The sequence below is a fragment of the Nocardia sp. NPDC056952 genome (assembly GCF_042674185.1).
GTDB lineage: Bacteria > Actinomycetota > Actinomycetes > Mycobacteriales > Mycobacteriaceae > Nocardia.
Genome location: NZ_JBHURA010000003.1, coordinates 481,719 through 494,876 on the forward strand (window position 1 = coordinate 481,719; position 13,158 = coordinate 494,876).

The window sequence follows — 13,158 nt, forward strand, 5'->3', positions numbered from 1 at the left end:
CACCATCGCGCGTTCGAGGGTGAACGACCGCTGGCCGGATTGTTCGCGTCCGTGTTTGAATGCGGCGCAACCACATTCGCAGCCGGAGGAGGGCGTTATGGGCCAGGATGTCGACTTTCCGGGGCTGGCGGATGGGGTGAGGTCTCGTTTCGTCGACGACGTCAACGGGTTGCGCGTGCACCTTCTCGAAGCCGGCCACAGCCGTTCCGGTCGTCCGCTGGTGGTGCTGCTGCACGGTTTCCCCGAACTGGCGTACTCGTGGCGCAAGGTCTTGGCGCCGCTGGCCGACGCCGGATTTCACGTGGTCGCCCCTGATCAACGCGGCTACGGCCGAACTACGGGCAGCGATGTCGCCGACCTGGCGTCCTTCCGAACCGGCAACCTGGCCCGCGACGCGCTGAGTCTCGTCGGCGCACTCGGCTATGACCGGGCGCATCTGGTCGGGCACGACTTCGGCTCTGTTGTCGCCGGATGGGCCACGCTCGGCGGCGAACAAGTCATCAGCTCGTTGACGATGATGAGCGCGCCGTTCGCCGGTGCGGGAATACCCAAGTCCTCGACCGAACTCGACGACGCCCTGCGCGCGCTGTCGCCACCGCGCAGGCACTATCAGCACTATTTCGCGGGAACCTCGAGCGCTGCAGACATCTTGTATGCCCCGCAAGGAATCGCCGACTTCCTCCGCGCGTACTTCCACATGAAGAGCGCCGACTGGCCGGGCAACGCGGACGCCGGAGAACTCCCGGGACCGACCGCGGCCGATTTGGCACTGCTGCCGCGGTACTACGTCATGGACGCGGGCGTCGGCATGCCGGAAACAGTAGCGCCGCATTTACCTTCACCACAGGAGCGGGCCGACTGTGCCTGGCTCACCGACGAAGAACTGAATTTCTATGCTCGCGAATTCGGTCGCACCGAATTCCAGGGCCCACTCAACTGGTACCGAGCTCTCACCCTGCCGATCACAGAAACCCCAACCGTCCCGCGAATCGAAGTGCCCGCTCAATTCATTGCCGGCCGATGCGATTGGGGTATCTGGCAATCGCCCGGCGCATTACGCACCATGGCGGAAGACGTCTGCGCGCAGTTCACCGGTACCTATTTGGTACCCGACGCCGGGCACTGGGTCCAGCAGGAGCAACCCATCGCCGTCATCGAACAGATCTCGAGATTCCTCGACCACACCTGAGCCGGACGACGCCGACTCCGTCGTCGGTCTCGCATCGCCTGGATTTCGAGCACGTCGACCTCGACGTCGGTGTGTGCTTGGTCGGTGTCGATCTCTGTTTCGGATGTTTCTGCGCGGGTAGCGCGAAGGGAGACCACGATCAGAAAGGCTGTTGTGATGCCGAAGATCGCCGAATCCGGGTGGGCTAGGAGCTCGGAGTTGTCGACTGTCTCGCGGCGTTGCTGATGGCCGACGATGTCGAAAGGCGGGGGTCCGACGACGAGGAATACCGGCGGGCCGCGCTCTACGTCGTCTGTGTGGTCGGTGTCGCGGCTCTTGTCTTCGCCGCCGTGAACGTGTGGGCGGCCAATCGGGGTGCGTGCGCGGACGCGCAGACACACCTGTGTGACACCCCGTCCGAATCGGCCATCGTGATCGGCCCCTCGGCAGTTGTGCTGCTCGGCGGTATCGGCGCGTTCATCCGGACCTACCAGCGGTGGCGCGCGGGCAACTCGTGGCGGACATGGCAGGGCGCGGGCTGGTTTCTGTTCATTCTGATGACGGCCTACCTGGCTATCGGGGCCGGCACGATCGCGGCGTAGCTCTGTCGGTGCATTCAGGGCTGCGGCAGTCGCGACGATGTTCGGCCGCCGATCCGGCTTCTTGCCGTCGGAGACTGACGAGGTCGTGGTATTCCGCCCATGATTTCGGTCCACCATGACTGCAACGGACTGGGTTCGGGCCAGAGGACGCATGCTGCTTCAGGTTCCGATTCGGGCAGGGGATCAACGAAGTCGAGTGCGAGATGGTCGGAATAGCGCATAACAACTTCCTCGGTCTTTCTGGAACTGTGCTTTCGCCGACGCTGCGGGATTGTGGCCGGTGATCCGGTTGGACTACTACACCCGAGCGGGATTCCCTCGGCACCGGCAGGATTCACGGTGTCCCGGCTGTTCCTGCGTTATCAAGAGCGGCTGATAATACCCATTTGAGCACGCGAGTAGTCGGCTGTCAGGCGTTGTGACCGTCCTGTTGTAAATGCCCATGGAACTCAGAACTGGGTGAATACTGGGGTGACCACTTCGGTGGAGGAGGCGGCGCGTTCTCGAGTCACCACCGCAAGCTGCGTTCTCGGCTCGGCGATGGACCGTATTCGGAGCGCTGAGACAAGGAGGGTCTGGTGATGGACGACTCTTCCTGGAATCAGCGCGTTCGTGGCGAGACCGAGATCCAGCGGCTCGACCGCAACTGGGCATCACTGCTGCAGGAATTGCGCGTGGTGCAGACCGGCGTTCAGCTGCTCACCGGGTTTCTGATGGTGCTGCCGTTCCAGCCTCGATTCGAATCGTTGAACACGTCGATGCGGGTGCTGTACCTGGTCGTTCTCACCGCCTCGATCTGCGCGACCGCGCTGCTGGTGGCGCCCGTGGCCGCGCATCGGCTGCTGTTTCGCCGGCATCAGCTCGCGTGGCTGGTCTCGGCGTCGAATCAACTCGCGCTCACCGGGGTGATACTGCTCGGCGTTGCACTCGTCGGAGTGGCGGTGCTGCTCTTCGATGTCGTGGCGGGCCCTGTCGCGGCGGCGGTAGCGGGGGTGGTGTTCGGTGCGCTGTTCATCGGGACCTGGCTGGTTCGACCCTGGTTCGCACGTCGCCGACCAGCCCAGGACGCCTTCGACGACCAGCAGCCCGGTGCCGAACGACCCGACCCGCCCGAACACTGACTTCTCGGCCGACGCAGTGGTTGGCGGTTGCCGGGGCCGTCGTGTGGGACAGCGCCCGAACGGGACGCGCTGGCCCCGGCAACCGCCCGCCCGCCGGTCAGGAGGTCGGCCATCCTGTTCCCGGCGGCGGTCTGTGGTTCGATCTACAACCGCGCGATACCCGGGCGAATCAGGTCGAAACAGGACCGCTGATTCTCGACGTCTCGATTCAGTTCTGCTTCAGACTGCCCACGGCGAGCGATCCGTTCGCCAAGGGCTCCCGCTTCTCCACGGCGCGGACATAACTGTCGGGGTCCTTGTCGACCGGGCGGACACCGGCGTAGTGGCGCGCCTCGTAGGCGGCGAAAGTGACAGCCAGCCGGTGGCGTTGCGATACCGGGGCCAACCGGCGGAATTCGGTGAGGCCTTCGCGTTCTTCCTCTGCCATGTGGTCGCTGTTGGCGAGGTTGGCCGCCGCGACGGCGGCATACCAGTCATCGGTGCCCACGGGATGATGCGCGACGTCGGCCACCGCGTCTCTGATCTCGTTGTGATCGTGGATGGCATCGAGCGTCTCGTCCTCCACCGCGCTCGTGCGTCTGGCCGCGATACCCGTCTCGAGCAACGCGGGGTAGAAGATCTCCTCTTCGGCCTGCGCGTGTAGCTCGAGGAAGGCCGCGAGTCTGTCCCAGATCGATGACAGCGCACCGGTGTCGGTGCGATCGATCTGTTCCAAGATCGCGAACAGCCGCCGCTGCTCGTGGTGGTCATCAAGGATCAGCTGGGTAATGTCCACGATTCCTCCCTGATCGTCAGGTCAGCATGGATGGTCCGGGCAGCCGGCTACGTCGTCGGTAGCCGACGATAACGCACTGCCGCTATCTTCCTGGTCAGCGCCGTTGTTGTCCTCGCGAGGCGGTGTGCGGCGCTGGCCAGTCCAGCGGGATACCCAGGATGGAGCCCACACCGCGGACCGCCGAGATCACCGCGCGCACCTCATCGATCCCCTGTCCGAAGGCTTCGGTGCGATCGTCGATCCGGAAGGGGCACAGAAACGTGTGCGTTCGATCGGGGTCTTGGCGGGGTCGTCCGAGCGTGATCACCACGGGACCCCCGGTGGTGTGCACGGCCTTGGCCGCCAGCGGAGGACCGAACTCGCGGGCCTTCGCGGCGGATAGGCCGCCTACCGGGAGGGGAGGGTCCACGGGTTCTCGCGAGCGGTCCGAGTCGTCGGGGCGGCCCGACGAGCCGACGAGCGTCGCGGCGTGCGAAATGTCGATCAACGCGGCATAGATGGCGGCCAGCCTATCCGGTCCGCGCGCTTCGCGAACGGGGCTGCCGACAACGCGATAAGTACACCGCCAACCCTGTGTTGCGTGGTCTTGGCGAGGATCGGCGACCTGTACACGCAGTGCACGGTGTCCGGCCTTCACGGTGCTCACGATGGCTATCTCGTCGAGTTCGGTGTTCACAGATCCTCCAAAGGTTGTGCGCAATCGCGACGGACTTCGCTGCGCGCAGACCCGCGGATGGGTGTTGCCGCCTATAGGCTGGATCGGTTCATCTCCGACGTACCACTTCCATGATGAGAAGGGGATACACGTTGTCGACTCACAGAATCGCGTCCGCCGTGGCGATCGGCGTCACCATCGCTTTCCTGGCGGCCGGAACAGCGGCCGCTGCGCCCCGATCACTTGCCCTGACACAGCTGCAACTCGGTGAGGGCGCCGCGATCACCCAGATGGGCCAACGCGCAGCCGAAGCCATCGGCGACAGCGACGAAGGCGGTAAGCCGGAGGGCGACGCCGACGGTAAGGGGAAGGGCAAAGGGAAAGGCAAGGGCCAGGGCAAAGGCAAAGGCAAAGGCAAAGCCGGAAGCCCGGGCGAGGCGGATCGATGACCGCGATCGGGTTGATCTTCACCGGAGTCGCTGTGCTGCTGCACGGCTATATCTTCGTGATGGAGTCGCTGCAGTGGACGTCGGCGCGGACGCGAGCGACCTTCGGAATATCCGCCGTGGAGGCCGAGGCCACCAAGGAAATGGCTTTCAACCAGGGCTTCTACAACCTCTTCCTGGCCGTCGTGGCGGCGATCGGCATGGGGTTCACCGCGTTCGGCGACAAGGGAATCGGGCTCGCGCTCGTGCTGGCGGGGGCCGGTTCGATGGTGGCTGCCGGCGTGGTGCTGCTCGCATCCTCACCGGACAAGGCGCGTCCGGCCCTGATCCAGCTGGTACCACCACTGATCGGTTGCGCCGCCTTGGTGATCGCCCGGCTCTGAGCGCGTCATCCACGACCCGATCTCGGCGCGCGGCTGTTTGGGACGCGGATTTCGAGGTAACACGACGATGCGGCCGCCGGCCGCGCGTGCGGGTCATCACATCGTCGGAGGAGGAGAAGTTCATGGATCCCCTGGACATCATCGCTCAGTGGCGTCGCGACATCGAGCTCGCCGATAGTGGCGGCGAGGAGGCCGCGATCCAGCGGTTGCGAGGCGAGTGGTCCGCGTCGGCAGGCCTCGACCCGCAGGACGCGCTGACCCTGACTCCCGAGAGCGACGAGTCCAGTCGGCGTACCAAAATTACCGACGACGATCGGACCTGATCGGCCCGGCGCAGCAGTTCGGCAACGCGCTGGACGATCAGTGCGGGAGCGGTGCGGTCGCTGGGCCCTCCAGCACCGCGCCGTCCGGTGCGAAGCGCGACCCGTGCAGCGGACAGTCCCAGGTCTTCTCGGCGTCGTTCCAGTTGAGGATTCCTCGCAGGTGTGTGCAGACCGCCGACACGGTGTGGGTCGCACCGGCGACGGTGCACAGCGCGGTCGGGTGCAGGCCGCGACGTTCCACCCTGCCCTCTCCCTCGGGCGGCGTCGTTCCCGCGTCGGTGCCGAGCAGGTGCAGCCATCCGGTCGACATGTGCCGTGCCACTGCGGTATTGGCCTGCACGCCCGCGACCAGTGACTTCACCGCACCGGAACGCCAGCCGTCGTAGGCTCGCGACCACGTGGGCTGCCGCTCGGTCAGGCGGCCGGCCAACACCAGTGCCGCGGCGACGCCGTTGGTCATGCCCCACTTGGCGAAACCGGTCGCGCACTGCACCTCGTCGGCACCGAGCTGTACCGCGCCGACATAGGGCAGTTCGGAGATCGGGTGGTAGTCCTGCGCGGACCAACGATCGAGGAGTTGCGCGCCGGGGAACCAGCGATTCGTCCAGTCCAGCAATTCCCGGGCGTGATCGGCCTCGGAATCGACGCGGCCGACGTCGTGGCCGCTACCACCGACCAGCAGGACATCGTCGGCCTCGGTGGGGCACCAGCGCAGCGAACGGATCGGCCGACCGGCGCTGATGAACATCTCTTGCGGAATCGGACCCGGAACCTGGAACGCGGCCAGGTAGGACCGCTGGGCCGTGAGTTGTGCCGCGAGGCCGAGACGGTCGAACACCGGTGATCCGGTCGCCACGACCGCGTTCGCCGCCGAGACCTCGCCCTGATCGGTGCCGATCACCACGCGACCTTCGCGTCGGCGAAGTCGCCGTGCGCGCGTCGATTCGAAGATCCGGCCGCCGCTCGCCTCGATGTCGGCCGCGAGCGCGGTGAGAACCGCGACCGGATCGACCTGCGCTTGCTCCCTGAGCCGGACACCGCCGCGCGTGGGGAAAGGGACGTCGAACTCGTCGATCAGCTCGGTGGGCAGTCCTACCGCGCGGGTGGCCTCGTACTCGGCGCGGACCGCCGCGAACTCGCCGGCATTCTGTGCGTAGGTGGCCGCGGGAACGCGCTGAGTCGCGATCTCGTGGTCGATACAGAAGTCGAGCAGCCAGTCGAAGCCCGCCTGATTCGCGGCCAGATACGTCGACAGAACGGCGATGCCGTGCCGGCGGGCGATCGACTGCGCGCGGGTTCCCTGCAGCAGTGAGATCTTCGCGGTGGACGCGCCGGTTGTCACGGCGCCGATCTGGCGTGCCTCGAGGACGGCGACCTCGCGGCCCTGCTCGGCCAGGCGCAAGGCGGTGGTCAGTCCGACGATCCCGGCACCGATCACCACGGTGTCGACCTCGATGTCGCCGGCGAGCGGAAGCCGGGTCGGCGTCGGCGTACCTGCTAACCAAAACGATGTCATGCGGGCCGCATACCCCGATACGCCGAACGAAACGATGCAATTCGACAGCGATCGCGATACCCGGCACCAGGCGGGCTGCCGCCAAGCCGCGGTGCGCCCAGTTCAGTGTCTGCCCTCGGCGAACTCCTCGACGATCTTGGCGCAGAAGGCGGGCAGGTCGGCGGGATTTCGGCTCGACACCAGACCGTTGTCGACGACGACTTCCTGGTCGACCACGGTGCCACCCGCGTTACGGATGTCGGTGCGCACGCTGGGGTAGGAGGTGAGGGTACGGCCGCGGACGGCGTCGGCTTCGACGAGAATCCACGGACCGTGGCAGATGACGCCGATCGGTTTGCCGGTGGCGGCGAACTCCTTGACGAAGGCGACCGCCGCGGGATCCTGGCGGAGCTTGTCGGGGTTGGTGGTGCCGCCGGGGAGCAGGAGCGCGTCGAAGTCGTCGACGGCGGCTTCGGCGACGCGTCGGTCCACCGGGAAGGTGTCGCCTTTCTCGACGTCGTGGTTCATGGCCTGGATGGCGCCGTTCGCCAAGGAGAGCAACGCGGTCGTGGCGCCCGCGTCCTCGACGGCGGCGCGTGGCTGGACGAGTTCGACCTGTTCGACTCCGTCGGTGGCCAGGATGGCGACGCGCTTTCCGGTCAGTGGCTGCTGAGGCACCGTGCACTCCTTCGGATGAATGGGGTTGCGTTCATGGGTATTGCCGTCACGCGTCGCGGCCCTCGGCTCTCGCACCCCGGTAGCCGCCCTCGGCGAGGTCGGCGAGCCGCGACAACGATTCGCGATTACGCGGCACGAGCGGCAGCGACTGGACCGCGTGCGGCACCAACCGACTCGGTCCGCGAACGGCGCGTTCGGTCATCACGGCCTCACACGATGTGGGGTCGATAGCGCGTAGCTCCACCCGGACTACCGCGGCGCCGATCGGCCAGAGCCGGGCGTCGAGTTCGATGCTGTGTGGCGGATCGATGGCGCGGATCGCCGTCGTGTCCTGGATAGTGCACGGCCACGGTCCGACACTGTGATGAATGCGAGCTCCCACCTCCGGCCATGTGTCGTCCACTCCGCGGATGTGGGAGGCGCCGACGACCCAACTCGCATAGGACCATCCATCGGCGAGCACCGCGAACACCTCTTCCACCGGGGCATGGATCGTGCGCGTTACCTGGACCATGTCGTGGATCGCCTCCTCGGCCGCGTTGTCCTCGTTCGGTCACATCGGCGCGTACCCGCTCCTGCCGGAACGCTCGGAGAGAAGCATCGACTGGTGGACAGCTCCCCAGCAGCCAAGGTGCGCGATACCGGGCTATACCCGGTTATCGGCCACCGACACAGGAGCTGATCGCGTCAGCGTTGTCGCCGTCGACAGCAGCAGCTCGAGTGCGTACTGCACCGACCGGCCGACAACCTCGGCGGGATCTCCGTCGTACTGGCGGTGACCGGCCTGTGCGTCGCCGCGCGTAGCCACGCAGAACCACACGGAACCGGCGTCCTCCCCGTCTTGTGGTTCGGGGCCGCCGACTCCGGTGGTGGCGACGGCGATGTCGGCGTCCATCAGCGAACGCACGCCCTCTGCCATCGCCTTCGCCGCGGTCTCGGATACGACCGGCACATCGGGAACCCCGAGCACGTGCCGTTTGACGTCGGTGGCGTAGGCGACGACCGCACCTCGAAACCACACCGCCGAATCCGGTGCGGCGCCGAGGACAGCGGCCACCTGGCCCGCTGTCAACGATTCGGCGACGGCTACCGTCAACCCATGCTGTTCGGCGAGAGCGGCGAGCTGGTTCGCCGTGTCATTCGGCATTGCTGTCGGATCGATCGCCGGACTCTTCCATGGCCTTCGACAATTCGTTGCGAAGCCGTTGGGCGGTGCGTTCGTCCCCAGCGTCGCTGGCGGTGGTGATGTCCTGTCGTAGTTGCGCGATGATGTCGCGAGTACCCACGGGTCCTCCTTCGGCGCCGGGATAGTCGATGCGGTGGCCCTCGTCCAGGCCGCCCAAAGTGGTCGTACCGCGGAATTCAGTTCCTAAACAGCGCGGCCGTACCAGGTGGGTGGCCGATCACCGTCGGCGCTGTTCACAGGAGGCGGCGCACGGCCTCGACGAGCGCGCTGCGGCGGTCGCCGGCGCTCTCGGCGCCGGACGAGCAGGCGGGCAGGCTGGTGATGCTGCTCGGATTCCACGCGAGAGCCATGCTCAGCACCAGCGTCAGCAGCGTCGGGGGTGAGAATGCGGCGCCGATGCCATCCATGTCCTGCGCCGCGGCAAGCGCGTCCAGCTTGGCGTCGCGCGCGGGCGCTGCGACGGCCGGGTCGTCCCGGTCGCCACGCTCCAGGCGGTGCCAGGTGGCCAGCCGGATGACTTCGGGGTGCCGCAGGCAATAGTCGAAGACCCGTCCCGCGTACTCGGGCAGGTCGCCGGCGGTGAAGGGGACCGAATTCAGGCCGTGGGTGACGTGGGCGTCGAAGACCGCGTCGAAGAGTTGGTCCTTGTTGCCGAAATAGACGTAGATGAGGTTCTTGTTGGCTTCCGCGGTCTTGGCGATCCGGTCCACCCTGGCTCCGGCGATGCCGTACGTGGCGAACTCGTCGGTGGCGGCCTGAAGAATGCGGGCCTTGGTGGCGTCGGCTCGGGACATGGGGTCATCGTAAGACGGCGAAGGCCGCGTCCGATGCGACGAGCAGCACCGTGCACCACAGGGTGATCCCGGTCATCAGCCAGCCGATCAGCGGCCAGCGGGGGATACCCAGCGCCGCACCGAGCAGGGCCGAGCCCCACGTGCCGAACAGGGCAGGCCCGACGATGCCGAATCCTGCCACGCCGTATCGGTCGAGGACTCGCCTCGCCCGGCGACCGGCGGCGCCGGAGAGCCGGGCGCTCTGTGCGGGCGTTGTCGGGGTGGTCGCGTCGACAGGGGAAAGGCCGTCGGTCGGAGCCGCCGAATCCACCTGTGCGGCCACCGAATTCCGACGGACCCGCCAGGACCGCCACAGCAGCCGGGCGCGTTCCATGGCGAAGACCGCGAAGGTCACACAGCACGCCGCACCGAGTAACACCGCCAACAGCGCGACCGGCCCGGGAAGGGAAAGCGAGAGGCCGACAGGGATCGCGGGGGTGCCCACCGCGAAGCCCGCGAGCAGCGTGCCGACGAATCGCCCCATGCGGATTCCTTTCACCGGCGACATGCGCGCGTGGTTGGGCGGTTCCGGCGACCACCAATTAACTAACTAGTTAGTATCGTGCCATGGAATCCACCGATGCGGTGCTCGGCGAGCTGGCGGCCGGCAAATATCTGCTTCTCACCACGTTTCGCCGAGACGGCACGGCGGTGCCCACGCCGGTCTGGGTGATGCGCGACGGCCGAGCGCTGGCGGTGTGGAGCGTGGCGGACGCCGGAAAGGTGAAGCGGATCCGCAACGGCGGTCGAGTGAGCGTCGCTCCTTGCGACTGGCGCGGTAAGCCTCTCGGCTCCTCGGTTTCCGGCTGTGCCGAGGTGCTGGCGCCGGAAGCGAGTGCGCATTTCACCACGTTGATGAAACGCAAGTACGGGCTGGTCGCGCGGGTCGGGCTGTGGGGCAGCGGGCTGCGTGGAGGCGCCGAACGGATGGTGGGAATTCGGATCCGGCTGGACGGTTGACGGTGGCGGGCGTGCGCTGCGCGACGAGCTAGGTGCAGCAGTTCGGATCCAGGACTGTGCACAGTGCGGACAGTGCGTCGCGGCGGGCGCGGTGAATCGTGTTCATCCCGCGCCGCTCGGACTCCACCAGGCCCGCTTTGCGTAACTGGCCGAGATGATGCGAGACCGTGGACTCGCTCAGGCCGACCGCGGCGGCGAGGTCGCCGCCGTTCTCCTCGCCGAGTGGGCTGGTCAGCAGTAGCGACAGCAATTTGACCCTGGCCGGGTCGGCGATCGCCTTGAGCCGCAACGCCACCTCCAGGGCGGCGGCGTCATCGACGGGCCCCGCCGCGACGGGGGCGCAGCAGACGGGGGTGGACATGTCGATCATGGGGAGCGCCTTGGGCATGAAATCGACCCTACCCGCGGTATTGACATATGTCGAAAAGGTGAGCAGACTCGGCATCACAAGTTCTTCGATATATGTCACACAAGTGGAGGTTCGATCATGTCTCGTATCCAGCTGGCCCTCAACGTCGACGACCTCGACACCGCCGTGCGGTTCTATTCGACCCTGTTCGACACCGAACCCGCCAAGCGCAAGCCCGGCTACGCCAACTTCGCGATCGCCGAGCCCCCGCTCAAGCTCGTACTGATCGAGAACGCGGGTCAGGGCGGGTCCATCAACCACCTCGGTGTCGAGGTCGACACCTCCGAGCAGGTGCACGGCGAGATCGCCCGACTCTCCGACGCCGGCCTGTTCACCGAGGAGCAGATCGCGACCACATGTTGCTTCGCCACCCAGGACAAGGTGTGGGTGACCGGGCCGGGTGCTGAGCGGTGGGAGGTCTACACGGTGCTGGCCGACAGTGAAACCTTCGGCACCGCGCCCGAACTCGGCCTCACCGACGCCGAAGCGGCCGACGTCTGCTGCGGAACCGCCGCCGAAGCTGACGCCGAGGGTGCCTGCTGCGGTTCCGACGCCAAGACGAAGGCCCTCGCCTCCGGCGCGAGCTGCTGCGGCTGAGTAGAGAGCGAGCGAGTTCACACGATGTTCGCTTGCTTTCCTGATTCGATATCGATCAATATCGACATATGTCGAATCAAGACCTGCCGCTGAGTGTGGCCTCACCCTCGTGTGAGGCCACACCCCGCACCCGCCCACCGATGAGCGGCGAGACCGCCGTCGAGCTGGCCGTGCTGTTCAAGGCCCTCGCCGACCCGGTGCGGCTGCGGCTGCTCTCGGCGATCGCGTCCCGAGCAGGCGGTGAGGCCTGTGTGTGCGACCTGTCGACCGGTATCGACGTCACCCAGCCGACCATCTCCCACCACCTGAAGGTGCTGCGCGAGGCCGGATTACTCACCAGCGAACGCCGCGCGTCCTGGGTGTACTACCGGGTCGTCCCGCACGCGCTGGCGCGGCTGTCGGACGTGCTCGCGACCGAGGCCGGAGCGGTGACCGCGTGAGCACCACCACCGACCACCCGGCCGTCGTGGGAAAACTCTCGACGCTGGACCGGTTCCTGCCGGTCTGGATCGGCGTCGCGATGGCTGCCGGACTGCTACTCGGACACATGATTCCCGGTCTGGGCGACACGCTGAGCGCCGTGGAGATCGACGGCATCTCGTTGCCGATCGCGATCGGGCTGTTGATCATGATGTATCCGGTGCTGGCGAAGGTCCGCTACGACCGCCTCGACTCCGTCACCGGCGACCGCAAACTCCTGCTCAGCTCCCTGGTGCTGAATTGGATCCTGGGCCCAGCGCTGATGTTCGCCCTGGCCTGGCTGTTCCTGCCGGACCTGCCCGAATACCGCACCGGCTTGATCATCGTCGGCCTGGCCCGCTGCATCGCCATGGTCGTGATCTGGAACGACCTCGCCTGCGGCGATCGCGAAGCCGCCGCCGTCCTCGTCGCGCTGAACTCGATCTTCCAGGTCTTCATGTTCGCCGTGCTCGGCTGGTTCTACCTCGCGGTCCTGCCCGGCTGGCTGGGCCTGGAACAAACCACCATCGACGTCTCCCCGTGGCAGATCGCGAAATCGGTGCTGATCTTCCTGGGAATCCCGCTACTGGCCGGGTTCCTGACCCGCCGCCTCGGTGAACGCGCCAAGGGCCGCGACTGGTACGAGTCGACATTCCTGCCCAGGATCGGGCCCTGGGCGCTCTACGGGCTGCTGTTCACCATCGTGATCCTGTTCGCTCTGCAGGGCGACCAGATCACCTCCCATCCACTCGACGTCGTCCGCATCGCGATCCCCCTGCTGGCCTACTTCGCGATCATGTGGGGCGGCGGCTATGCCATGGGCGCAGCACTCGGCCTCGGCTATGAACGCACCACCACGCTCGCGTTCACCGCCGCGGGCAACAACTTCGAACTGGCCATCGCCGTAGCGATCGCCACCTACGGCGTCACCTCCGGCCAGGCGCTCGCCGGGGTCGTCGGTCCGCTGATCGAGGTCCCTGTCCTGGTCGGCTTGGTCTATGTCTCCCTGGCCTTGCGCAAACGATTCGAGCCCACCACTCACACTTCGCCGGCCTCGGCCGGCTGAAA

At 66.7% G+C, this 13,158-nt stretch carries 20 protein-coding genes; 10 read left to right on the plus strand and 10 right to left on the minus strand.

Annotated features, from left to right (window positions below; all coding sequences use genetic code 11):
• Positions 1 to 97: 97 nt before the first annotated feature.
• The 3 genes from ACFTS5_RS13855 (at position 98) to ACFTS5_RS13865 (ending at position 2,891) form a co-directional block, all read left to right on the plus strand.
• The gene (locus ACFTS5_RS13855; RefSeq protein WP_378630790.1) at positions 98 to 1,189 is read left to right on the plus strand and encodes an alpha/beta fold hydrolase; all 1,092 of its coding nucleotides are present in this window, start codon (positions 98 to 100) and stop codon (positions 1,187 to 1,189) included.
• Between the two features lie 224 nt (positions 1,190 to 1,413).
• Complete coding sequence (locus ACFTS5_RS13860) at positions 1,414 to 1,770, plus strand: hypothetical protein (RefSeq protein ID WP_378630792.1); 357 nt, start codon at positions 1,414 to 1,416, stop codon at positions 1,768 to 1,770.
• A gap of 581 nt (positions 1,771 to 2,351) precedes the next feature.
• A complete protein-coding gene (locus tag ACFTS5_RS13865) occupies positions 2,352 to 2,891 on the plus strand; it encodes a DUF6328 family protein (protein ID WP_378630793.1) in 540 nt (179 codons plus the stop codon).
• Between the two features lie 208 nt (positions 2,892 to 3,099).
• On the opposite strand, the gene ACFTS5_RS13870 is transcribed toward ACFTS5_RS13865, so the two are convergent.
• Both ACFTS5_RS13870 and ACFTS5_RS13875 read right to left on the minus strand, forming a co-directional pair.
• A complete protein-coding gene (locus tag ACFTS5_RS13870) occupies positions 3,100 to 3,666 on the minus strand; it encodes a hemerythrin domain-containing protein (RefSeq protein WP_378630795.1) in 567 nt (188 codons plus the stop codon).
• Between the two features lie 94 nt (positions 3,667 to 3,760).
• A complete protein-coding gene (locus ACFTS5_RS13875; RefSeq protein ID WP_378630796.1) occupies positions 3,761 to 4,342 on the minus strand; it encodes a hypothetical protein in 582 nt (193 codons plus the stop codon).
• Between the two features lie 131 nt (positions 4,343 to 4,473).
• Here ACFTS5_RS13875 and ACFTS5_RS13880 point away from each other — a divergent pair, with 131 nt between their 5' ends.
• The 3 genes from ACFTS5_RS13880 (at position 4,474) to ACFTS5_RS13890 (ending at position 5,473) form a co-directional block, all read left to right on the plus strand.
• On the plus strand, positions 4,474 to 4,770 hold the full coding sequence (locus ACFTS5_RS13880; RefSeq protein ID WP_378630798.1) for a hypothetical protein: 297 nt from the start codon (positions 4,474 to 4,476) through the stop codon (positions 4,768 to 4,770).
• Positions 4,767 to 5,150: a DUF1304 domain-containing protein gene (locus ACFTS5_RS13885; RefSeq protein ID WP_378630799.1), complete on the plus strand. Its 384-nt coding sequence runs from the start codon at positions 4,767 to 4,769 to the stop codon at positions 5,148 to 5,150. The genes ACFTS5_RS13880 and ACFTS5_RS13885 overlap by 4 nt, the downstream gene beginning before the upstream one ends.
• Positions 5,151 to 5,272: 122 nt before the next feature.
• Positions 5,273 to 5,473 carry a hypothetical protein gene (locus ACFTS5_RS13890; protein ID WP_378630801.1) on the plus strand — a complete coding sequence of 67 codons (201 nt, stop codon included), beginning with the start codon at positions 5,273 to 5,275 and terminating at the stop codon, positions 5,471 to 5,473.
• Between the two features lie 37 nt (positions 5,474 to 5,510).
• Here ACFTS5_RS13890 and ACFTS5_RS13895 read toward each other — a convergent pair whose 3' ends face one another.
• From ACFTS5_RS13895 to ACFTS5_RS13925, 7 genes are all read right to left on the minus strand, one after another.
• A complete protein-coding gene (locus tag ACFTS5_RS13895) occupies positions 5,511 to 6,989 on the minus strand; it encodes an FAD-dependent oxidoreductase (RefSeq protein WP_378630802.1) in 1,479 nt (492 codons plus the stop codon).
• A gap of 102 nt (positions 6,990 to 7,091) precedes the next feature.
• Complete coding sequence (locus tag ACFTS5_RS13900; RefSeq protein WP_378630804.1) at positions 7,092 to 7,646, minus strand: type 1 glutamine amidotransferase domain-containing protein; 555 nt, start codon at positions 7,644 to 7,646, stop codon at positions 7,092 to 7,094.
• Positions 7,647 to 7,692: 46 nt separating this feature from the next.
• The gene (locus ACFTS5_RS13905; RefSeq protein WP_378630805.1) at positions 7,693 to 8,160 is read right to left on the minus strand and encodes an SRPBCC family protein; all 468 of its coding nucleotides are present in this window, start codon (positions 8,158 to 8,160) and stop codon (positions 7,693 to 7,695) included.
• Positions 8,161 to 8,292: 132 nt separating this feature from the next.
• The gene (locus ACFTS5_RS13910) at positions 8,293 to 8,793 is read right to left on the minus strand and encodes a CinA family protein (protein ID WP_378630806.1); all 501 of its coding nucleotides are present in this window, start codon (positions 8,791 to 8,793) and stop codon (positions 8,293 to 8,295) included.
• Complete coding sequence (locus ACFTS5_RS13915; RefSeq protein ID WP_378630808.1) at positions 8,783 to 8,932, minus strand: hypothetical protein; 150 nt, start codon at positions 8,930 to 8,932, stop codon at positions 8,783 to 8,785. Before ACFTS5_RS13915 ends, ACFTS5_RS13910 begins: the two co-directional genes overlap by 11 nt.
• A gap of 133 nt (positions 8,933 to 9,065) precedes the next feature.
• Positions 9,066 to 9,626 carry a TetR family transcriptional regulator gene (locus ACFTS5_RS13920; RefSeq protein ID WP_378630809.1) on the minus strand — a complete coding sequence of 187 codons (561 nt, stop codon included), beginning with the start codon at positions 9,624 to 9,626 and terminating at the stop codon, positions 9,066 to 9,068.
• Positions 9,627 to 9,630: 4 nt separating this feature from the next.
• On the minus strand, positions 9,631 to 10,149 hold the full coding sequence (locus tag ACFTS5_RS13925) for a hypothetical protein (RefSeq protein ID WP_378630811.1): 519 nt from the start codon (positions 10,147 to 10,149) through the stop codon (positions 9,631 to 9,633).
• Positions 10,150 to 10,232: 83 nt separating this feature from the next.
• Here ACFTS5_RS13925 and ACFTS5_RS13930 point away from each other — a divergent pair, with 83 nt between their 5' ends.
• Positions 10,233 to 10,625, plus strand: coding sequence for a PPOX class F420-dependent oxidoreductase (locus tag ACFTS5_RS13930; RefSeq protein WP_378630812.1), 393 nt, complete (start codon positions 10,233 to 10,235; stop codon positions 10,623 to 10,625).
• 28 nt (positions 10,626 to 10,653) lie between these two features.
• Here ACFTS5_RS13930 and ACFTS5_RS13935 read toward each other — a convergent pair whose 3' ends face one another.
• Positions 10,654 to 11,013 carry an Rv2640c family ArsR-like transcriptional regulator gene (locus ACFTS5_RS13935; RefSeq protein ID WP_378630814.1) on the minus strand — a complete coding sequence of 120 codons (360 nt, stop codon included), beginning with the start codon at positions 11,011 to 11,013 and terminating at the stop codon, positions 10,654 to 10,656.
• Positions 11,014 to 11,112: 99 nt separating this feature from the next.
• On the opposite strand from ACFTS5_RS13935, the gene ACFTS5_RS13940 reads away from it, so the two are divergent.
• The 3 genes from ACFTS5_RS13940 (at position 11,113) to arsB (ending at position 13,156) form a co-directional block, all read left to right on the plus strand.
• Positions 11,113 to 11,631, plus strand: coding sequence for an ArsI/CadI family heavy metal resistance metalloenzyme (locus tag ACFTS5_RS13940; protein ID WP_378630815.1), 519 nt, complete (start codon positions 11,113 to 11,115; stop codon positions 11,629 to 11,631).
• A 68-nt stretch (positions 11,632 to 11,699) separates the two neighbouring features.
• A complete protein-coding gene (locus ACFTS5_RS13945; protein WP_378630817.1) occupies positions 11,700 to 12,071 on the plus strand; it encodes an ArsR/SmtB family transcription factor in 372 nt (123 codons plus the stop codon).
• Complete coding sequence (gene arsB, locus ACFTS5_RS13950; RefSeq protein ID WP_378630818.1) at positions 12,068 to 13,156, plus strand: ACR3 family arsenite efflux transporter; 1,089 nt, start codon at positions 12,068 to 12,070, stop codon at positions 13,154 to 13,156. The genes ACFTS5_RS13945 and arsB overlap by 4 nt, the downstream gene beginning before the upstream one ends.
• Positions 13,157 to 13,158: the final 2 nt, after the last annotated feature.